17 protein-coding genes are annotated in these 19,980 nt (G+C 69.7%); 4 read left to right on the plus strand and 13 right to left on the minus strand.

Annotated elements, in window-relative coordinates; genetic code table 11:
* Positions 1-23: 23 nt before the first annotated feature.
* Together ACWGO6_RS13995 and ACWGO6_RS14000 are read left to right on the plus strand one after the other, a co-directional pair.
* Complete coding sequence (locus ACWGO6_RS13995) at positions 24-1,694, plus strand: helix-turn-helix domain-containing protein (protein ID WP_452326989.1); 1,671 nt, start codon at positions 24-26, stop codon at positions 1,692-1,694.
* A 217-nt stretch (positions 1,695-1,911) separates the two neighbouring features.
* Positions 1,912-2,373, plus strand: coding sequence for an Lrp/AsnC family transcriptional regulator (locus ACWGO6_RS14000; RefSeq protein WP_136040833.1), 462 nt, complete (start codon positions 1,912-1,914; stop codon positions 2,371-2,373).
* Between the two features lie 10 nt (positions 2,374-2,383).
* Here the strand turns inward: ACWGO6_RS14000 and ACWGO6_RS14005 are convergent, their stop codons facing one another.
* From ACWGO6_RS14005 to rsmA, 3 genes are read right to left on the minus strand one after another with little or no spacing between them, the layout of a single operon-like run.
* Positions 2,384-3,316 carry a 4-(cytidine 5'-diphospho)-2-C-methyl-D-erythritol kinase gene (locus tag ACWGO6_RS14005; RefSeq protein ID WP_452326990.1) on the minus strand — a complete coding sequence of 311 codons (933 nt, stop codon included), beginning with the start codon at positions 3,314-3,316 and terminating at the stop codon, positions 2,384-2,386.
* A 7-nt stretch (positions 3,317-3,323) separates the two neighbouring features.
* The gene (gene mgrA, locus ACWGO6_RS14010) at positions 3,324-4,391 is read right to left on the minus strand and encodes an L-glyceraldehyde 3-phosphate reductase (protein ID WP_452326991.1); all 1,068 of its coding nucleotides are present in this window, start codon (positions 4,389-4,391) and stop codon (positions 3,324-3,326) included.
* On the minus strand, positions 4,388-5,248 hold the full coding sequence (gene rsmA / locus ACWGO6_RS14015) for a 16S rRNA (adenine(1518)-N(6)/adenine(1519)-N(6))-dimethyltransferase RsmA (protein WP_452326992.1): 861 nt from the start codon (positions 5,246-5,248) through the stop codon (positions 4,388-4,390). Before rsmA ends, mgrA begins: the two co-directional genes overlap by 4 nt.
* 71 nt (positions 5,249-5,319) lie before the next feature.
* On the opposite strand from rsmA, the gene ACWGO6_RS14020 reads away from it, so the two are divergent.
* Positions 5,320-6,585 carry an MFS transporter gene (locus tag ACWGO6_RS14020; RefSeq protein ID WP_452326993.1) on the plus strand — a complete coding sequence of 422 codons (1,266 nt, stop codon included), beginning with the start codon at positions 5,320-5,322 and terminating at the stop codon, positions 6,583-6,585.
* Here the strand turns inward: ACWGO6_RS14020 and ACWGO6_RS14025 are convergent.
* The 10 genes from ACWGO6_RS14025 to rsmI all read right to left on the minus strand — a co-directional run bounded on the left by ACWGO6_RS14025 (position 6,564) and on the right by rsmI (position 19,350).
* Positions 6,564-7,442, minus strand: a complete 879-nt coding sequence (locus ACWGO6_RS14025) for a TatD family hydrolase (protein WP_452326994.1) — start codon at positions 7,440-7,442, stop codon at positions 6,564-6,566. The genes ACWGO6_RS14020 and ACWGO6_RS14025 overlap by 22 nt on opposite strands.
* Before the next feature lie 33 nt (positions 7,443-7,475).
* On the minus strand, positions 7,476-9,053 hold the full coding sequence (metG, locus tag ACWGO6_RS14030) for a methionine--tRNA ligase (protein ID WP_136040838.1): 1,578 nt from the start codon (positions 9,051-9,053) through the stop codon (positions 7,476-7,478).
* Positions 9,054-9,092: 39 nt separating this feature from the next.
* On the minus strand, positions 9,093-10,634 hold the full coding sequence (locus tag ACWGO6_RS14035; RefSeq protein WP_452326995.1) for a molybdopterin-dependent oxidoreductase: 1,542 nt from the start codon (positions 10,632-10,634) through the stop codon (positions 9,093-9,095).
* 168 nt (positions 10,635-10,802) lie between these two features.
* The gene (locus ACWGO6_RS14040; RefSeq protein ID WP_452326996.1) at positions 10,803-11,972 is read right to left on the minus strand and encodes a glycoside hydrolase family 1 protein; all 1,170 of its coding nucleotides are present in this window, start codon (positions 11,970-11,972) and stop codon (positions 10,803-10,805) included.
* A gap of 37 nt (positions 11,973-12,009) precedes the next feature.
* The gene (locus ACWGO6_RS14045; RefSeq protein WP_452326997.1) at positions 12,010-13,737 is read right to left on the minus strand and encodes an ABC transporter ATP-binding protein; all 1,728 of its coding nucleotides are present in this window, start codon (positions 13,735-13,737) and stop codon (positions 12,010-12,012) included.
* On the minus strand, positions 13,734-14,648 hold the full coding sequence (locus ACWGO6_RS14050; protein WP_136040841.1) for an ABC transporter permease: 915 nt from the start codon (positions 14,646-14,648) through the stop codon (positions 13,734-13,736). The genes ACWGO6_RS14045 and ACWGO6_RS14050 overlap by 4 nt, the downstream gene beginning before the upstream one ends.
* Positions 14,645-15,625, minus strand: a complete 981-nt coding sequence (locus tag ACWGO6_RS14055) for an ABC transporter permease (protein ID WP_021199908.1) — start codon at positions 15,623-15,625, stop codon at positions 14,645-14,647. Before ACWGO6_RS14055 ends, ACWGO6_RS14050 begins: the two co-directional genes overlap by 4 nt.
* Positions 15,622-17,271, minus strand: a complete 1,650-nt coding sequence (locus tag ACWGO6_RS14060) for an ABC transporter substrate-binding protein (RefSeq protein WP_452326998.1) — start codon at positions 17,269-17,271, stop codon at positions 15,622-15,624. The genes ACWGO6_RS14055 and ACWGO6_RS14060 overlap by 4 nt, the downstream gene beginning before the upstream one ends.
* 148 nt (positions 17,272-17,419) lie before the next feature.
* A complete protein-coding gene (locus tag ACWGO6_RS14065) occupies positions 17,420-18,526 on the minus strand; it encodes a LacI family DNA-binding transcriptional regulator (RefSeq protein ID WP_452326999.1) in 1,107 nt (368 codons plus the stop codon).
* Entirely contained in the window at positions 18,523-19,350 is an 828-nt protein-coding gene (rsmI, locus tag ACWGO6_RS14070; RefSeq protein WP_136040844.1) for a 16S rRNA (cytidine(1402)-2'-O)-methyltransferase, read from the minus strand. The genes ACWGO6_RS14065 and rsmI overlap by 4 nt, the downstream gene beginning before the upstream one ends.
* A gap of 35 nt (positions 19,351-19,385) precedes the next feature.
* On the opposite strand from rsmI, the gene ACWGO6_RS14075 reads away from it, so the two are divergent.
* The coding region (locus ACWGO6_RS14075) for a phospholipid carrier-dependent glycosyltransferase (RefSeq protein WP_452327000.1) at positions 19,386-19,980 on the plus strand (595 nt) is incomplete at its 3' end.

Raw genomic sequence — 19,980 nt, forward strand, 5'->3', positions numbered from 1 at the left:
GGCCTAGCCTGGGCCCTGTGCTCATGTCCGTGACGACAAGGCCCCGCGCCAGCCTCGGCCGGGTCATCGAAGACCTCGGCAACACCCTGCTCGAGGTGGTGAGCGGCGCGGCCGACGTCGACGCCGAGATCGAGACCGTCGTGATCCACGATGTCTTGGACGACACGATGCCCATGCGCGGGGCGCTCGTGCTCGGCGTCGGCCTGAGCGATCCGGACGAGATCGCCGAGCTCCTGCAGGCCCTCGCCGCCCAGCACGCCTCCGCGCTGGTGCTGCGCGCGCCGGTGCGAGCGGAGCAGCCGGTGCGCGATGCCTCCGAGGCCACGGGGATCCCGGTCCTGGCGCTCACCCGTGGAGCCTCGTGGGCGCAGTTGGCGGCCATGCTGCGTTCGCTCATCGCCGAGGGCGATGTCGGCGATCAGGCGGCCACGACACTGGGCGGGATGCCGTCGGGCGACCTCTTCGCCCTCGCGAATGCGATCGCCACGCTGCTGAACGCCCCGGTCACGATCGAGGACCGCAACTCGCGGGTCGTCGCGTTCTCCGGCCGACAGCACGAGGCGGATCCTGCCCGCATCGAGACGGTGCTGGGTCGGCAGGTACCGGAGCGGTTCGCGCGACAGCTGGAGGAGCGCGGCGTCTTCCAGGAGCTGTACCGCAGCGAGGACCCGATCGACGTCGGCCCGGTGCACAACACCGAGGGGCTGCCCTCGTTCCCCCGCGTCGCGCTGGCGGTACGCGCCGGCGACGAGATCCTCGGCTCGATCTGGGCGGCCGTGCAGGAGCCGCTGTCCCCCGATCGCGTGCGCGCGCTGAAGGACTCCGCCGGGCTCGTCGCCCTGCACATGCTGCGGCTGCGCGCCGGTGCCGATGTCGAGCGCCGGCTCCGCGCCGACCTGCTCGCCACGATCCTCGAAGGCGGCCCCGGGGCTGCTGATGCCACCGCCCGGCTGCGCCTCAGCGACCATCGCTGCGTCGTGCTCGCGCTGTCGGCGGCGGAGGAGACCGATGACGAACCGTCCGCCGGCGCCCGCGGGGTGGCCGAACGGCAGCGCATCGCCGACGCCTTCGCCGTGCACCTCGGCGCCGTCTACCTCCGCTCCGCGGTGGCCGTGATCGGCAACGTCGTGTACGCGGTCGTCGGCATCCGTCCGGAGCAGGACGACTCGGACTCCCGCCCCGAGCACAGCGATGCGGACAGCCGCGCCGCACGCGTCGCGACCGACTTCCTCGGGCGCCTCGGGGCGACCAGCGAGATCCGGATCGGTGTCGGCACCATCGCCGGCGACGCCGCGGGCATCCCCTCCTCGCGGGCGAACGCCGACCGCGCCCTGCGGGTGGCGCGGCAGGCGCCGTCGCGCGAACCCGTCGCGCGCTTCACGGCGGTGCAGATGGAGGCCCTGCTGGTCGAGCTCGGCGACCTGGTCCGCGCCCGCGGCGACCAGCCGACCGGCCCCGTCGCACAGCTCCTGGCACAGGACCGGGAGAAGGGCACTCACCTGGTGGAGACGCTGCGGGCCTGGCTCGACGCCTTCGGCGACGTGGCGGTGGCGGCCGGCCGGGTGTACACGCACCCCAACACGTTCCGGTACCGGCTGCGCCGGCTGTCGGAGATCAGCGGGCTGGACCTGACCGACCCGGAGGCGCGGTTCTCCGCGATGGTGCAGCTGCGGCTGCTCGTGCCCGGCGACTGAGGAGACGGGGCCGGCTGAGGCTCGTGGCCCGTCGCCGTCGACACCCGGCGTGTGCGGCTTGTGGCCTTCCGTCGAGTGCGCGTGATGCCCGCTCGTGGCCGGCATCCTGCGTTCTGACAGATATCTCACCACGAGATGCGCATTCAGACCATAGAGTGATTTCCGATTGATCGATCCGATCAATCTTGACCGCGCAGGAAAGGCGACGGTGATCGAAATGGCCACTCTCGATGAGACCGACCGGAGGATCCTCGGGGTCCTCGACACGGACCCTCGGCGTCCGGTCGCCCTGATCGCCCAGGATCTGGGCCTCGCCCGCGGCACCGTGCACGCGCGCCTGGACCGCCTCGAGTCCGGCGGGTACCTGCGCGCGCACAGCTCACGCATCCTCCCGCAGGCGCTGGGCCGCGGCGTCGCGGCCTCGATCCTCGTCGAGCTCGATCAGCACAAGATCACCGCCGCGATCGACGCGCTCAGTCGCGTACCCGAGGTTCTGGAGTGCTTCGCCCCCGCCGGCGACACCGACCTGCTGCTGCGGGTCGTCGCGAAGGACCCGGACGACCTCTACCGGGTGGCCGAGGTGGTGCGACTGTGCCCCGGCATCCTCCGCACCTCGACGAGCCTGTTCCTGCGCGAAGTGATCCCCTACCGAGTGAGCGCACTGCTGAACGCGGAGTAGTGCGCGGCGGTCAGCCGATGATGCGGGCGCCGGGCACCGGACCGTGCACGTGCAGCGGATCGAGGCCGATATCGCGCAGGGAGGACTGCACGTCCTGCGCCGTCTCGGGGTTCGGGCAGAGCAGCGCGACCGTGGGGCCGGATCCGGACACGATGCCCTGGAGCGCCCCGGCGGCGACTCCCTGACGGATCGTCTCGGCGAGGTCGGGCCGCTCGTACAGCGCGGCGGCCTGCAGGTCGTTGTACAGGGTGTCGGCGAGCTGGGCGGGGTCGCCCGTCCGCAGGGCCTGGAGCACCGGGATCGGCACATCGAGTGACAGCGGCGGGTCGTCGGCGAGAGCGCCCTCTTCCTCCCGCATCAGGTCGAGACGCTCATAAACCACCGGCGTCGAGAGTCCCTGGTCGCTCGGGACCAGGATCCAATCGAAGCGGCCGCGTGCGAGCGCCGGATTGAGCTGATCGCCACGGCCGGTGCCGACCGCCGTGCCGCCGTGCAGAGCGAACGGCACATCGGCGCCGAGACGGGCGGCGAGGTCGTGCAACCGCGCCGGCGACAGCCCCGTGCCCCACAGCGCGTCGCAGGCGACCAGAGCGGCCGCGGCATCCGCCGACCCACCGCCCATGCCGCCGGCGACCGGAACGCTCTTGCGGATCTCGAGCGCGACGCCGCCCCGATGGTCGACGGCGAGCGCGAGGAGTTTGGCGGCGCGCATCGCGAGGTTGCGGTCGTCCAACGGGACGGAGCCGATGTCCTCCACGCCGGAGACCGTCACCGAGAAGTCGTCGGCCGGCCGCGCGATCACGTCCTCATACAGCGAGACCGCCTGGAAGACCGTCGCCAGCGCGTGGTAGCCGTCGTCGTGCCGCCCGCCGACCCCGAGGTAGACGTTGATCTTCCCCGGGGCGCGCACGTGCACGGAATCGGTGAACGCGGCGTGGCTCATGATCGGATCACAGCTCCGAGGACTTCGCCCACAGGTTGACGTCGATGGCACCCGCGAGCTCGTCGATGCGGGCCAGCTCCTCGGTCGTGAAGGCCGGGCCGTTCACGGCCGCGATGTTCTCGTCGAGCTGTTCCGGACGCGAGGCCCCGATCAGCGCCGATGCGACGACCGGATTGCGCAGCGTCCACTGCAGCGCCAGCTGTGCGAGCGACTGGCCGCGCCCCTGCGCGACCTCGTTCAGCGACCGCAGGGTCTGCACGGCGTCGTCCGTCAGGCGGCCGTCCGGCAGCGAGCCGCGCTTCTGCGCACGCTCGGCCGTGCCATCGCCGAGGTACTTGTCGGTGAGCAGCCCCTGTGCCAGCGGGGTGAAGGCGATCGCGCCCAGTCCCGACTGCTCGAGGGTGTCGGTCAGGCCGTCTTCGACCCAGCGGTTCAGGATCGAGTAGGCCGGCTGATGGATGACGAGCGGGGTGCCGAGCTCCTTCGCGACGGCGACGGCCTCGGCCGTGCGCTCGGCGCTGTAGGAGGAGATGCCGACGTAGAGGGCCTTGCCCTGGCGCACGAGCGTGTCGAGCGCGCCGACGGTCTCGGCGATCGGCGTGACGGGGTCGACCCGGTGCGAGTAGAAGATGTCGACGTAGTCGAGGCCCATCCGGGTCAGCGACTGCTCGGCGCTCGCGAGGATGTACTTGCGGCTCGCGAAGTCGCCGTAGGGCCCGGGCCACATGTCCCAGCCGGCCTTCGACGAGATGATCAGCTCGTCGCGGTACGGGCGCAGATCCTCGGCGAAGATGCGTCCGAAGTTCTTCTCGGCCGAACCGTAGGGCGGGCCGTAGTTGTTCGCCAGGTCGAAGTGCGTGATACCGCGGTCGAACGCGTGGCGCAGCAGGGCGCGCTGGTTGTCGAGCGGGATGTTGTCGCCGAAGTTCCACCACAGCCCGAGCGAGATCGGGGGCAGGTACAGACCGGACGTGCCGACCTGGCGGTAGGAGAACTGCTGGTAACGGCTCTCGTCCGCCGCGTACGGGCGGTGCAGCTCGGGGACATCGGGACGGAAGCGGGGGGAGTCGGTCACGGTGCCAGATTAGTCCCTGGTGCCTGTGCGGCGATGCGCTGGTAGTCCTCGACCGTGAGGTCTTCACCACGGGCCGTCGGCGCGACCCCGGCGGCGATCAGCACCTCGGAGGCGGCCGCCGAGCTGCCGAAGATGCCCGACAGCGCCTGACGGAGCATCTTGCGACGCTGGTTGAAGGCCGCATCGACGATCTGGAACGTGCGACGCCGCTCCTCCTCCGTGCCGCGTTCCCCCTCGGAGCGGTCGAAGCCCACGAGCAGGCTGTCGACGTTCGGCACCGGCCAGAACACCTGGCGCGAGACGTTGCCGGAGAGCTTCCACTCGCCGTACCAGGCCGCCTTGACGCTCGGCGAGCCGTAGATCTTCGAACCCGGCGTGGCGGCCAGCCGCTCGGCGACCTCGGCCTGCACCATCACGACGCCGCGCTGCAGGTACGCGAAGTTCTCGAGGAAGTGCAGCAGCACCGGGACCGAGACGTTGTACGGCAGATTCGCCACCAGCACGGTGGGCTCCCCCGGCAGTTCGGTGATGCGCAGCGCATCCGCATCGACGACCGTGAGCCGGTCGGCCTCGACCCCGTGCTCGGCGGCGGTCTGCGCGAGGCGTGCCGCGAGGCGGTGGTCGATCTCGACGGCGGTGACGGAAGCCCCGGTCTCGAGGATCGCGAGAGTCAGGGAGCCGAGCCCCGGACCGACCTCGACCACGCGCTCGTGCGGCTGCACACGAGCCGCCTGCACGATCTTGCGGACGGTGTTCGCGTCGGTGACGAAGTTCTGGCCGAGCTTCTTGGTCGGAGTGACGTCGAGCTCGGCGGCGAGTCGGCGGATCTCGGTGGCGCCGAGCAGGGAGACGGTCATCCTGCCATTGTCCCCTACTCTCGCGGTGTCCCCCGCCCGCCGATGTCCCCCGCCCTCTGTAGTGTTCTCTGGTGCGTCCTCTCGGTGAACTCGTCGCGCCCCGCCGCATGGGCCGCGATTTCCGCTGGCTCCTCGCGTCGTCGTGGACCAGCAACATCGGCGACGGCGTGGCACTCGCCGCGGCGCCCCTGCTCATCGCCTCGATGACCTCATCGCCGATCCTGGTGGCGGCCGGCGCGATCCTGCAGTTCCTCCCCTGGCTGCTGTTCGGCCTGCACGCCGGGGCGATCGCCGACCGCTTCGACCGACGCCGCCTGGTCATGTTCGCCAACGCCGCACGAGCCGTCGTGCTCGCGGCGCTCTGCGTGTTCCTCGTCACGGGCGTCGCGAACATCTGGATCGTGCTCGCGGTCGCATTCCTCTACGGCACCGCCGAGGTCTTCGTCGACACGGCGGGCAGCACGCTGCTGCCGATGCTCGTGAAGCCCGCCGACCTCGGCATCGGCAACGCCCGCCTGCAGGCCGGGTACCTCGTCGCGAACCAGTTCGCCGGCCCACCGCTGGGGGCGTTCCTGTTCGCCGCGGGCACCGCCTGGCCGTTCCTGCTCGAGGTCGTGTGCGTGAGCTTCGCCGTCGTCCTCATCTCGCGCATGGCGAAGACGCCCGTCCCGCCGCGTGACACCGACACCCATCCCCCTGTGCACACCGACATCGCCGAGGGCATCCGCTGGCTGTGGCGCAACCCACCGGTGCGCATGCTGGTGATCATCATCCTGGTCTTCAACATCACCTGGGCGGCGCCCTGGGGCGTGCTCGTGCTGTACGCGACCGAACACCTGCACATGGGCGCTGTGGGCTACGGAGCGCTCACGACGGCATCCGCGGCGGGCGGCATCCTCGCCACCCTCAGCTTCGGCTGGCTGGAGCGGCACGTGTCGTTCGCGACACTGATGCGGGTGGTGCTCTCGCTCGAAGTGCTCATGCACCTGTCGTTCGCGCTCACCACGACCGGCTGGGTGGCCCTGGTCATCATGTTCTTCTTCGGCGCCTACGCGTTCGTGTGGGGCACGATCTCCACGACCGTGCGGCAGCGGCTGGTCCCCGCCGAATTGCAGGGGCGCGTCGCCTCGGTGAACATGGTCGGGGTGTTCGGCGGCATGGTCGTCGGCCAGGCGCTGGGCGGCGTGATCGCCCAGGTCTGGGGTCTCACGGCACCCTGGTGGTTCGCCTTCGTCGGCGCGGCGCTCACCCTGCTGCTGGTGTGGAAGCCGATCTCGCAGATCGTGTCGGCGAAGCCTGTGGACGAACCGGAGAGTCAGTCGGCGAACGAGCCGTAGACCCGCAAGGTGTTCTCCGCCAGCTGGGCGCACAGCTCATCGACCTCGATGCCGAGCTCGGCCGCCATGAATCGCACCGTGATCGGCACGAGGTAGGGCGCGTTCGGGCGGCCGCGCAGGGGTACGGGAGTGAGGAACGGCGCATCCGTCTCGACGAGGATGCGGTCGAGCGGGGTGACTTTCAGCGCATCCCGCAGGTTCTGCGCGTTCTTGAACGTCACGTTTCCCGCGAAGGAGAGGTGGTACCCCGCATCGGCGCAGATGCGCGCCATGGCGTCGTCGCCCGAGAAGCAGTGGAACACCGTGCGCTCCGGGGCGCCGACGCGGTCGAGGGTCTCCAGCACCGCATCGTGCGCGTCGCGGTCGTGGATCTGCATCGCGGCGCCGTGCTTCTTCGCCAGGGCGATATGCGCCTCGAACGACGCGAACTGCGGCGCCTGGCGCTCGGGCTCGGTGCGGAAGAAGTCGAGGCCCGTCTCGCCGATCGCCCGGGTGCGCGGGTGCGCGGCGAGCTCGTCGATCACCGCGATCGCCTCATCCAGGCGCCCTTGTTCCGCATAGGTCGGCGCGTCGTTCGGGTGGATGGCGACGGCCGCGAGCACGCGCGGATCGGATGCCGCGGCCTCGACCGCCCACCGCGACGACTCGATGTCGCCCGACGCCTGGATGACGCCGGCGATGCCCACGGCCGCCGCCCGATCGAGCTGCTCGGTCAGCGACAGCGGGTCATCACCGTCGACGATCTCCAGGTGCGCATGGTTGTCGTACACCGGGACCGTGAGCGGCTCGGGAGCGGCCGGATACTTCAGATCCTTGCGTCCGTCGCCGTCACGGCGCTGCACATACGTGCCCGACATAGACGTGCCCGACCTCTCCGTCCCCGACCTGGCTCAGGCCGTGGACTCCACCCGCGGGAACAGCGGTGCGAGCCCGTTGACGCTGGTGCCGGGGCGCAGCACGCCCCAGGCTCCGGCCTCGCGGAGCGGCTGGTCCTGCAGACGGCCCAGGGTCTCGGCGGCACCGAGCGCGACCCACAGCTTCTCGGTCGACTGCGGCATCACGGGCGAGAGCAGCACTGCGAGCGCGCGCAGGCCCTCGGCGCAGGTGTACAGCACGGTGCCGAGGCGCGCGCGCTGGCCCTGGTCGCGAGCGAGCGCCCAGGGCTCGTTCTCCGTGATGTAGCCGTTGAGCGCATCGACGATCGTCCAGATCGAGGAGATCGCCTCGTCGATGCGGAACTGCGCGACAGCGGCATCCGCGTTCGACCCGGCGTCCGCGACGATCTTCTGGATCGCGAGGTCCTTCTCGGTGTACTCGGCCGCGGGCGGCACGACGCCCTCGAAGTACTTCTCGATCATCGCCGTGGTGCGCGAGGCGAGGTTGCCGAAACCGTTCGCGAGCTCGGCCTGGTAGCGGGCCGAAAGGTCTTCCCACGAGAACGAGCCGTCCTGGCCGAACGCGATCGCCGAGAGGAAGTAGAAGCGGTACGCGTCGGAGCCGAACACGTCGGTGATCTCGGTCGGCGCGATACCGGTGAGCTTCGACTTCGACATCTTCTCGCCCCCGACCAGCAGCCAGCCGTGCGCGAAGACGCCCTTGGGCACGTCGAGCCCGGCCGCCATCAGGAGGGCGGGCCAGATCACCGCGTGGAAGCGCAGGATGTCCTTGCCGACCACGTGGTACGCGGGCCACCGGCGCTCGAACGTCTCCTCATCGGAGCCGTAGCCGACGGCCGTGGCGTAGTTGAGCAGGGCGTCGACCCACACGTAGATGACGTGCGACTCGTCCCACGGCAGCGGGATGCCCCAGTCGAAGGTCGAGCGCGAGATCGACAGATCCTTGAGGCCCTGGCTCACGAACGACACGACCTCGTTGCGCGCCGAGTCCGGGCGCACGAAGTCGGGCTGCGTCTTGTACAGCTCGAGCAGGCGGTCCTGGAACTCGCTGAGCTTGAAGAAGTAGTTCTTCTCCTGCAGCAGCTCCAGCGGCTTCGAGTGGATCGCGCACACCTTCAGCCCCTCGAAGGGACCGGTGCCGTCGACGATCTCCGACTCGGGCTTGAACTCCTCGCAGCCCACGCAGTAGAGCGCCTCGTACTCGCCCGCATAGATGTAGCCGCGGTCGTACAGCCGCTGGAAGAACGTCTGCACGTTCGTCTCGTGGCGCTCCTGCGTCGTGCGGATGAAGTCGTCGTTCGCGACGTCGAGGGTCTTCAGCAGCGGGAACCAGCTCTCGCTGACCAGCTTGTCGACCCACTCCTGAGGAGTGACGTTGTTCGCCGCCGCGGCACGCAGCATCTTCTGACCGTGCTCGTCGGTGCCGGTGAGCATCCAGGTGTCATCCCCCGCCTGGCGGTGCCACCGTGCGAGCGTGTCGACGGCCACCGTCGTGTACCCGTGGCCGATGTGCGGCACGTCGGACGGGTAGTAGATGGGCGTGGTGATGTAGAAGGATTCGCCTGCGGGCATGGAGCAATTCTAGGTGTCCGGGCACGGGTGGTTACGCGCTCAGGCCACCGAGACGTCGATGCGATGCCATCCCTGTGCACCGTCGGGTGCAGGTGGCGCCGGATCCGACGTCTGGGTCTCCCCGTCGACGCTGAGCGCCCGGCACTCGATGGTGTGCGATCCGCTCTCCGCCGTCCAGTCCAGGCTCCACTGCACCCAGGTGTCCGCGGAGATGGCGGTCCCGAGTTCGGCACGACGCCACGGCCCGTCGTCGACGCGCACCTCGACCCCCGCGATGCCGACCTGCTGCTGCCACGCCATCCCCGCGATCACCGTGTCACCGGCCGGGACCGACTGGCCGCGCCGCGGCACATCGATGCGGGACTGCAGCTTGATCGGCCCGCGCTCAGACCATCCGCGTGTGGTCCAGTACGCGGTGGCGCGGTCGAAGCGGGTGACTTCCAGCTGGGTGACCCACTTCGTGGCGGACACGTAGCCGTAGAGCCCCGGGACCACGAGTCGCGCCGGGAAGCCGTGTTCGATCGGCAGCGGCTCACCGTTCATGCCGACGGCCAGCAGGGCGTCGCGGTCGTCGGTGAGGGCCTCGATCGGTGTGGATGCCGTGAAGCCGTCGGACGAGGTCGACAGCACCATGTCCGCGTCGGGGTCGACGCCCGCGCGGGCGAGAAGCTCCCGCACCGGGACGCCCAGCCAGCGGGCGTTGCCGATCAGCGAGCCGCCGACTTCGTTCGACACGCACGCGAGGGTGACGTCCGACTCCTGCATCGGCAGGGCGAGCAGCTCGTCCCACGTGAGGCGCACCTCGCGCTCGACCATTCCGTGGATGCGCAGCGACCAGTCGGCCGGATCGATCCGAGGGACGATCAGCGCGGTGTCGATGCGGTAGAACTCGGCGTTCGGGGTGACGACCGGAGCGAGGCCGGGAATCTTCAGGTCTGCCCCCGCGGGGATCGGTGCCGCCGTTCGCGCGGCCTTCGGCAGCCGCAGCGCATCGCGGACCGCTTCGATCGAACGGGTGGCCCCGCGCGCGACGTTCCCGACGATCAGGAACACGAGTCCGGCCGCCGCGGCACCCGTCGTCCAGATCAGGAACCGGCGCCGATCGACGTCGTCCGCGGTGATCCCGGCGACGGGCCGGAGCCGCTGCACCAGTACGCGCAGGGCGATCACCGCGACGAGACCGGCGACGAGGCCGGGGAGCCAGGCGAACGGCCCGGCGCCAGGGCGGATCATCGCGGCCACGACGGCGAGCGCGCCGAGGGCGGCGAGGACCACGGCCCCGATCGGCGGGCGCCGCAGCTCCAGGATGCCGGCGAGCGCGGCGACGACCGCGAGGACGAGGGCGACGCCGACGATCAAGGCCACCTTGTCGCCGGTGCCGAACAGCGCGATCGCCGTGTCCTTCGCCCAGCTCGGCGCGAGATCGATGAGTCCGCTGCCGATCACGGCGAACGGGCTCGCGCTCGGCTCGACGATCGCCGCGACCAGCTCGGCGAGGCCGACCGCGACCAGGGCCGCGACCAGGCCGGCGGCCGCGGCCCGGAGCGTATCCGATCGCCTGGCGTGCATCGCGGGGGTCATGTCCCGAGGGTAACCCCGGGCGCGCGTTCGCGCGCCGCATCCGGTTCGCGCGCTTGCCTCAGCCTTCCGCGCTTCCCTCGGCCGAATCGCAGGGAATCGGCCGCGGGAAGCGCGTTTGTCCGAAATAGGTGCGGGCACCAGCGGACGCGGATGCTCAGAGCTCAGAACTCAGAGCGCGTTGCGGCGCGCGACCTCCCCGAGCCAGGCGAGCGACGGCTTCGGCGAGCGCTCGAACGTCTCGTGGTCGAAGCCGATCAGGCCGAACGTGGGGGCGAAGCCGCTGGCCCACTCGTAGTTGTCGAGCGCACTCCAGTGCTGGTACGCCCGCACATCGATGCCGTCGGAGATCGCGCGGTGCAGCCCCTCGAGCGCACCCTGCGTGTAGGCGATGCGGCGGGTGTCGTCGGCGGTCGCGATGCCGTTCTCGGTCACGAGCACTGGCACCCCGCCGCTGCGCTCCCACGCGCTGCGCACGCCCAGCTCGAGCGCCTCGGGGAAGAACTCCCAGCCGGTCAGCGTCGTCTCCACATCGGGCGACACGGGCCGCGGCCCCTCCGGACCGATGAAGGTGCGCGTGTACGCCTGCACCCCCACGAAGTCGTCGCCGGCCGACTGATCCAGGTACCAGTGATCGCGCGGGTCGCCGTACTCGGCGAGCATCTCGTCGGCGCCGGGCTCACCGGTCGAGTGGAAAGCCTGGGTGGCGATCGTCCAGCCGGCCTTGACGCCCGGCACCGAGTGCAGGATCTCGGTGGCACGGTGGTGCGCATCGAGCAGGGTGTCGGCCACGGCGAGGTCGGGGTTCGGGAGGCCGAAGGCCACGAGGTTCGCGGCATCCTCTCCCCCGGCGAGCATCGCGGCGATGTTCGGCTCGTTGATCGTGCACACGTACTCCACGCCGTCGAGGATCGGGAGCACGGTCTCGACGTACCGGGCGAACAGGTCGACCGCGTCATCCGCACGCCAGAAGCCGTCTTTCTGGAACCACTGCGGCACCGTGAAGTGCATGAGCGTGACCGTGGGGTCGAGCCCGTTCTCGCGCGCCGTGTCGATCATGCGGCGGTAGTGGTCGAGCATCGCCCGGGAGACGAAACCGCGCTCCGGCTCGATCCGCGCCCATTCCACCGAGAACCGGTAGGAGTTCAGCCCGGCGGCGGCGAGAAGCCGCATGTCCTCCGGGTAGCGGTGGAAGTGGTCGGCGGCGTCACCGGAGGGCTCCACCATGGGCGAGCCGGGCGCGTGTTCCATCGCCCACCAGTTGCTCGTGGTGTTGTTGCCCTCCACCTGGTGGGCCGCTGTCGCGGCACCCCACAGGAAGCCGTCGGGGAATGCGAGCACGAGTGCTCTCCTCTCTTTGTGGATGAAGTCGGGAAGATCAGTGAATTCGTGCCGGGTTGGGCACGGCGTCCAGCAGCTGGATCGTGTACGGATCCTCCGGATGCTGCAGCACCTCGGCGGTCTCTCCGCGTTCGACGACGCGGCCGCCGTTGAGCACCAGGATGTTCTGCGTGACCAGTCGCGCGCTCAGCAGATCGTGCGTGATGTAGAGCATGCTGATGCCCCATCGCTCGCGCAGATCCTCCAGCAGCGCCAGCACGCCCGCGCGGAGCGAGACGTCGAGCATCGAGACCGGCTCGTCGGCGATCAGCACCTGCGGGTCGCTCGCGAGCGCCCGGGCGATCACCACGCGCTGCCGCTGTCCACCCGAGAGCTGATGCGGCAGTTTCGCCGCGAACTGCTCCACGGGGGTCAGGCCGACCGTCTCCAACAGCTCGAGCACCCGAGCCCGCGCCTCCTGTCCGCGCAGCTTCGTGTAGTTCATGACCGGGCGGGTGAGGGCGTACTCGACCGTGTGCAGCGGGTTGAGCGCCGCATACGGGTCCTGGAACACCATCTGCACGTCCTTGCGCAGGTCACGGAGTCCCCGGCGCTTGAGCGTGGCCACGTCGGTGTCGCCGAAGCGGACCGTGCCGGACGTCGGCTTCTCGACACCGGTGAGCATCTTGGCGATGGTCGACTTTCCCGAGCCCGAGGCGCCTACGAGCGCGAGCGCCTCCCCCGGTTCCAGCCGAAACGACACGTCGTCGACCGCGGTCACGGCTTCCTGCCCACGGCGCGGAGCCGGGTAGTGCTTCGACACCCCGTCGACCACGATCGCCGCATCCGCACGGCGCGAATCACGCGACGACACGGTCGGCAGGGTCTCGGTCACATCGGTGCGTGCACGGCCTTCGCTGCGCCGCGTTCCGAGGTCGACGAAGCCGGGGATCGACAGGGTCTTCGCCCGCGGGTCGGCGTAGTGGCTCAGGAGCATCCGCGTGTACTCGTCCTGCGGCCGCTGCAGGATGTCGATGCTGGGCGCGTCTTCCACGATGCGTCCCTCGTGCATCACCATCACCCGGTCGGTGGCCTCGAGCACGATGCCGAGGTCGTGGCTGATGAGGATGGCCGTGAACTGCTCGGCCCGCTGCAGCTCCTTGATCGTGTCCATGACCGCGTGCTGCACGAGCACGTCGAGCGCGGTGGTCGGCTCGTCGAACACCATGAGTTGCGGTTCGAGCGAAAGCGCGAGCGCGATCGAGGCGCGCTGGCGCATGCCGCCGGAGAGCTCCCCGGGGTAGCGGGCGAGCACCGATGCGTCGAGCCCGACCTTGCCGATGAGCTCGCGGGCCCGCGCATCCCGCTCGCCCTTGGGCACGTGGCCGTGGGCGGCGAAGATGTCGCGGAAGTGGTTGCCCACCGTGCGCACCGGGTTCAGTGCGTTCATGCCCGACTGCAGCACCATGGCGAAACCGCCCTGACGCTGACGACGCAGCTCCTCAGCATCCAGCTCGCGGATGTCGCGCCCGCCGAAGAGGATGCGGCCTCCGCTGATGCGCGCCGGCGGCTTCTGCAGCCGGGTGAGCGCGAAGCCGAGGGTCGACTTGCCCGACCCCGACTCGCCGACCAGTCCGACGAACTCCCCGCGACGCAGCGAGAACGAGACGTCGTGGACGGCGGCGACCGGCGTCGCTCCGGGTGAGGCGTATTCGACGGAGAGCCCCTGCACGTCGAGCAGGATGTCGTGGCCCGTGGTTGTCGTCTCGGGTGCCATGGCGGTCATCGGCCCTTCCCCTCTCGCAGGCGCGGATTGGAGATGCCGTCCACGCCGAAGTTGATCAGTGTCAGGCTCAGAGCCAGCAGTGCGATGCACAGACCCGGGGCGAACAGCAGCAGCCACTGCCCGGTGAGCAGGGAGTTGGAGTTCTGCGCCCAGTAGAGCATGGTGCCCCAGCTGACGATGCTGGAGTCGCCGAGTCCGAGGAACTCCAGCCCCGCCTCGGCGAGGATCGCCGCCGTCGCCGCTCCGAAGAGCGTTCCGGCGATGATCGACGTCATGTTCGGCAGGATCTCGCGGAACACGATGCGCGTCCGGCTGTCACCCGAGAACTGCGCCGAGGTGACGAAGTCGTTGCCCCGCAGCGACTGGGTCTGGCTGCGGAGCACGCGAGCGCCCCACGCCCAGCCGGTCACCACGATCACGGCGATGATCATCAGGATGCCGCCGTTCTGCAGGTACGCGGCGATCACGATCATGAGCGGAAGACCGGGGATGACCAGGAAGAGGTTGACGATGAAGCCGACCACCTCGCCGAGGAAACCGCGCATGTACCCCCAGCTGAGGCCGATCAGCACGGCCACGATGGTGGAGAGGATGCCGGCGGCGAAGCCGACCAGGAGGCTGACCTGCGCGCCGAAGATGAGCTGGCTGAGCACGTCCTCCCCCGCGGCCGTCGTCCCGAGCCAGTGCTCCCAGGACGCGTCGGCGTTGCGCTCGAAGCCGTTGTCCTTCGCGCCGTAGGGAGCGAGCACCGGGGCGAACACCGCCACCAGCACGAAGAAGGCGAGGATGCAGAGGCCGAGTCGGGCCTTGCCGTTCGACCAGAGGGTGGCGACCATGCGCCCGAAGGCGCGCCACGGGCTGGGCGCGGCGATGCGCTCGGCAGGGATCTTGACGTTCATGGTGGAAGTCATCGGCGTGTCCTCGGGTCGAGAACCCCGTAGAGGATGTCCACGAGGAAGTTGGCGATGAGCACGCTCACGGTGATCATCAGGAAGAGCGCTTGCATGAGCGGGTAGTCCTGCCCGATCACGGCGTTGAAGAGCAGGTATCCGATGCCGGGATAGCCGAAGACCTGCTCCACGAGGATCGATCCGCCCACGACACCGCCGAGCGTGAGCCCGAAGCCGGTGAGGTTCGGCAGGATCGCGTTGCGTGCGGCGTAGCGGAGGGCGATCGTGCGACCGTGCAGCCCGTTCGCCTCGCCGAAGGTGATGTAGTCCTCACCGAGCGTGTTGATCATGGCGTTGCGCATGCCGATGATCCAGCCGCCGAGTGAGGTGAGCAGGATCGTGAGGGCCGGCAGGAACGCGTGGCTCAGCAGGTCGCCGAGGAACTCCCACGTGAATCCGGGCGTCGTCGTCGCGGAGTAGGCGCCCGTCGTCGGGAACCAGTGCAGCACGTAGCCGAAGAAGAACAGCAGCAGCAGCGCGGTCCAGAAGTAGGGGAACGTGCTGAGGAACGAGCCGGTCAGCGTCGGCAGCGTGTCGAGCCAGGTGCCTCGACGCCACGCGGCGGCGACACCGATCAGGGTGCCGATCACGAACGCGAGGATCGTGACGATGCCGACGAGGCCGATCGTGTACGGCAGCGCGGTCGAGACCATGCTCGACACCGACTGCGGATAGAAGGTGTAGGAGACGCCGAAGTCGAGTCGGACGACCTGACCGAGGTAGGCGATGTACTGATCCCACAGCGAACCCGTCGGCACACCCAGCTGGGCTTCGATGGCGGCGCGCGTGGCATCCGACACAGGCCCGTTCTGGGACAGCTTGGCGATGGCGGCATCCGCCGGCGAGCCCGGCATCATGCGCGGGAGGAAGAAGTTCAGGGTGACCGCGGCCCACAGGGTGAGCACGAACAGGCCGAACTTCTGGAGCACGTACTTCACTTGTCGTCCTCCTTCACTCGCTCGAGCCGCGTGAAGATGCCCAGCGGCGCGGAGTCGTAGTTCTGGGGAATCATGTACGGGTCTTCCTCGCTGGGCCAGCCGGTGAACTTGGCGTCGTTGAACAGACCCCAGATGCCGCCGTAGTACAGGCCGATCACGGGCAGTTCGTCGTAGACGATGCCCTGCAGTTCCTTCACGATCTCCGCCTGGCGGTTCGTGTCGACGGTCTCGCGGTATTCGGCCAGCAGCGCATCGACGTCATCCGAGCGGTAGCGCTCGAAGTTGTTCGCGGTCGGTTCGCCCGACGGCACGTAGAACTCGCTCGAGAGCAGGTTGTTGTAGGCCTGGTAGACGTCGCCGTTGCCCATGCCGCCGATCGCCATCTCGAAGTCGCCGTTGCTGATCGCGCTCTGGTAGCCCGCGGGCTGCGGGAGCTTGAGCGTGACCTTCACACCGACCTCGGCGAGCTGGCTGCGCACTGTCTGCGCGGCCCTGGTCCAGTCGGTGAAGCCGTTGGCCGTGGTGAGGGCGAATTCGAGCTGCTCGCCGTCGGCGTCCACGAGCCGGTCGCCGTCGAGGGTGTAGCCGGCCTTCTCGAAGGCCTCGAGCGCGGCGTCCGCATCCTGGGTGATCATGCCGCCGTCGGGGATGCTCGGGTCGAGGTACTCCTCCTGGTTCGGGAGGATGAGTCCGGTCTGACCGGCCGGCTTCATGTAGCCCTCGGAGGCGGTCTCGGCGATCTCCTCGCGATCGAGGGAGAGCGCGATGCCCCGGCGCACGTTCACGTCGTCGAACGGGGCGACCTCGAGATTCGGCATCAGCGCGATCACACCGCCCGGCGGGAACCACCACTTGTTGTCCGGACTCGCGGCACCCCAGGTGCCCTCGACGTCCGAGATGAACGAGTAGGCCCAGTCGTACCCGCGGCTGACGGTGTCGAGCTGCGAGTTGGTGGCGGGCAGGATGATGTGCTCGATCTCGATCTTGTCGGCCTGCCAGTAATCGGGGTTGCGGTCCATCGAGTACTGCTGGTCGTTGTAGTTGCCCAGCACGAACGGCCCGGTCCCGACCGGTGTCTCGTTGCGGTACGTGGCAGGGTCCTTCACGTCGGACCAGAGGTGCTCCGGCACGATCATGGTCTGGCCGAGGATCGGCAGCGACGGCGCATCCTCGGTCTGGAGGTGCATGATCACGTCGTCGCCCTCGGTCTCGACGCTCTCCAGGTGCTGCCAGGCGCCCTTGATGTCGAGCGCGGGGTTGTCCTTCAGCAGCTGGAACGTGAAGGCCACGTCATCGGGGGTCATAGCCTCGCCGTCGCTCCACTCCACGTCGTCTCGGATCGTCATGACGATGGTGCGGGCGTCGGGCTGGCTCCATTCGGAGGCGAGCCAGGGGTTCTGGGTGCCGTCGAGCGGGTTGACCAGGATCAGCGGCTCGTAGATCCACCGCGACGCCGTGCGCGTGTTGGTGAGATACGGGTTGAAGTTCTTCGTGAAGAACGGGTTTCCCTTGTCGGCGTTGATCAGCATCGTGTCGTCGCCGATCGACGGATCGGGTTGCGACGTGATCTGGATGCTGCAGCCGCTCAGTGCGACCGCTGCTGCCGCGAGGCCCACGATCGCCGCTCTGCGCCAGCGCTGGATCACGCGCCCTCTCGGTGTTCTGCCACCGGACATCTGCCACCTCATGTCGTCTCTGTCATGACCGGCGGCCCGCGCCGCCTCAGTGATTGTAAGCGCATACATTTTTCGAAAGCAACCCCTTGACACCGGCGTGGCGCCGTGCCGCGGGGCGTCAGGAAGGGCGCTGCGAGCTCTCGCGCAGGATGATCTGCAGCGGCAGGCGAGCCAGCACCGGCTCGGCGTCCACGCTCTCCAGACGCCGCGCGAGCACCTGCACCGCCGCGCGCCCCAGGTCGATCATGGGCTGGCGGATCGTGGTGAGCGGGGGGCGCGACAGCGCGGCCGCCTCGATGCCGTCGAACCCGGTCACGAGGACGTCTTCTGGCACGCGGATCCCGGCGCCGCGGAACACGTCGAGCGCGCCGAGCGCCATCTGATCGTTCGCGGCGATCAGCGCCGCCGGTGCAGCGGATGCGGCGAGCTCCTCGGCCGCACGGCGGCCGGATCCGCGCGTGAAGTCGCCGCGGAGGACGCTCACGTCGTCGAGGGATCGGCCCGCAGCCGTCACCGCCGCGGCGAACCCCTCCCACCGCTGCTGGCCGTCCGGCGAGTCCGCCGGTCCCGCGAGGAAGGCGAGCCGTCCGTCCCCCACCTGGGCCAGGACATGCCGGGTCAGCTCGGCCATCGCCTCGGCGTTGCTCACGGTGACGTGGTCGTAGTGGTCGCCGCGCGGGGGGCCGGAGAGGACCACGACCGGGATGCGCCGCGCGAGGCGCGCCAGCACGTCGTCGGGCACACTGCTCGCGAGCACCATCAGACCGTCGACACGGCCGGCCATGTCTCGCACCGTCGACCGGTCGGGATCGTCGCGTCCGACGCCGACCATGAGCACGAAGCCCTGCTTCCACGCCTCCAGCTCCGCACCGCGGAGCACCTCGTCGAGGAAGAGCATGGAGGTGTGCCCGTCGTCGGCATCCGCGTCATCACGGACGAGCGCGAACGGCGGTGCATCGGCGGCGGAGAGCGCGTCCAGCGGCGGAGCGTCTTCGGCGGCGTCGAAGCCGGGGAAATACAGCCCGAGCACCCCGGTGCGGCGCTCCGCGAGACCGCGGGCACTGCCGCTGGGCACATAACCCAGTGCGGCCACAGCATCGAGCACGCGCTCCCGCGTGACCGGGCGCACGGCATCCGGCGAGCGCAGCACGCGCGACACGGTGGCGATGGACACACCGGCCCGATCGGCCACGTCGTACACGGTCGCCGCCTTGCTCACGGTCATGCCCCTCCGGAGCGGGCGGCGAGCGCGGCCTGGTAGAGGTCGCGGGAGGAGAGGCCGGTGAGCGCGGCCACCTCCGAGGCGGCATCCTTCAGGCGGATGCCGTCGGCGACGAGCTTCTGCACCTGGGTGAGCGCGTCCTCCGGCGAGGCGTCCCGGCGGGCTGCACCCTCGACGACCACGACGATCTCGCCCTTGACGCCGTTCTCGGCCCAGGCGACCAGCTCGGATGCCGTGCCGCGGCGCACCTCCTCGTACAGCTTCGTGAGCTCGCGGCACACCGCGATCCGGCGCTCGTCTCCGAACGCCGCCCCCATGTCGGCGAGCGCGCTCGCGAGGCGGGCGGGTGACTCGAAGAACACCATGGTCCGCGGTTCGGCGGCGAGAGCGCGAAGGGTCGAGCGGCGCTCTCCCGGCTTGCGCGGGAGGAAGCCCTCGAAGGTGAAGCGGTCGGTGGGGAGGCCGGAGATCGCGAGTGCCATCAGCACGGCGCTCGGACCGGGGATCGCGGTCACCGTCACGCCCTGCGCCACCGCCTCGGCGACCAGCCCGTAGCCGGGGTCGCTCACGGTCGGCATCCCGGCGTCGCTCATCACGACGATGTCGGTCTCCGCGGCGAGGGCGGCGAGCTCGGCGGCCTTCTGCTTCTCGTTGTGGTCGTGCAGCGCGATCAGGCGCGGACGGTTCTCGATCTGCAGCGCCTTCAGGAGTCGCACCGTGGTGCGGGTGTCTTCCGCGACGACGACCTCGGCGTTCTCCAGCACCTCCACCAGGCGGCGGGACGCGTCGCCGAGATTTCCGATCGGAGTGGCGGCGAGGATGATCACCCGCCCAGCTTAGGCGCGTTGTCTAGGCTGGACCGGTGACCGCGCCCGTGCCCCTGCTCCCCGCCCCCGAGGCACGGCTGACGCGCTACGGACGACTCCGCGATCGCGTGCTCCTCGACCCCGACTGGGGCCGCGCGATCCACTGGCTCGCGCCGCTGGTCATCACCGCCGTGGCCGCCGTGCTCCGCCTCATCGGCGTCGCGCATCCGCACGAGCTGGCGTTCGATGAGACCTACTACGTCAAAGACGCCTGGTCGCTGTGGACCCTGGGCTACGAGGGCACCTGGGGCGATGGCGCGAACCAGGCGTTCCCGAGCGGGGAGGATCTTCCGCTCTCCGATCAGGGTGCGTTCATCGTGCATCCGCCGCTGGGCAAGTGGCTGATCGCGCTGGGCATGGCGATCGGCGGCCCCGAGAACAGCGGCGGCTGGCGGTTGGCCACGGCCCTGTTCGGCGCGGGTTCCGTGCTGCTGGTGTATCTCATCGCCCGGCGCCTCAGCGGCTCGGTGGTCGTCGCGAGCGTGGCCGGCACCCTGCTCGCGATCGATGGGCTCAGCATCGTGATGAGCCGGATCGCCCTGCTCGACGGCATCCTCACCTTCTTCATCCTGCTCGGCGTGCTGTTCGTGC

Source organism: Microbacterium sp. NPDC055665 (assembly GCF_053618035.1).

Bases quoted from the DNA above. Each gene is read 5' to 3' on its own strand.
- ACWGO6_RS14005 (WP_452326990.1), bottom strand. From the start codon at position 3,316: ATGAGCCACGCCGCGTTCACCGATTCCGTGCACGTGCGCGCCCCGGGG.
- metG (WP_136040838.1), bottom strand. From the start codon at position 9,053: ATGCCCGCAGGCGAATCCTTCTACATCACCACGCCCATCTACTACCCG.
- rsmA (WP_452326992.1), bottom strand. From the start codon at position 5,248: ATGACCGTCTCCCTGCTCGGCGCCACCGAGATCCGCCGACTCGCCGCC.
- ACWGO6_RS14045 (WP_452326997.1), bottom strand. From the start codon at position 13,737: ATGACCGCCATGGCACCCGAGACGACAACCACGGGCCACGACATCCTG.
- ACWGO6_RS14065 (WP_452326999.1), bottom strand. From the start codon at position 18,526: ATGACCGTGAGCAAGGCGGCGACCGTGTACGACGTGGCCGATCGGGCC.
- ACWGO6_RS14035 (WP_452326995.1), bottom strand. From the start codon at position 10,634: ATGACCCCCGCGATGCACGCCAGGCGATCGGATACGCTCCGGGCCGCG.
- ACWGO6_RS13995 (WP_452326989.1), top strand. From the start codon at position 24: ATGTCCGTGACGACAAGGCCCCGCGCCAGCCTCGGCCGGGTCATCGAA.
- ACWGO6_RS14025 (WP_452326994.1), bottom strand. From the start codon at position 7,442: ATGTCGGGCACGTATGTGCAGCGCCGTGACGGCGACGGACGCAAGGAT.
- ACWGO6_RS14050 (WP_136040841.1), bottom strand. From the start codon at position 14,648: ATGACTTCCACCATGAACGTCAAGATCCCTGCCGAGCGCATCGCCGCG.
- ACWGO6_RS14000 (WP_136040833.1), top strand. From the start codon at position 1,912: ATGGCCACTCTCGATGAGACCGACCGGAGGATCCTCGGGGTCCTCGAC.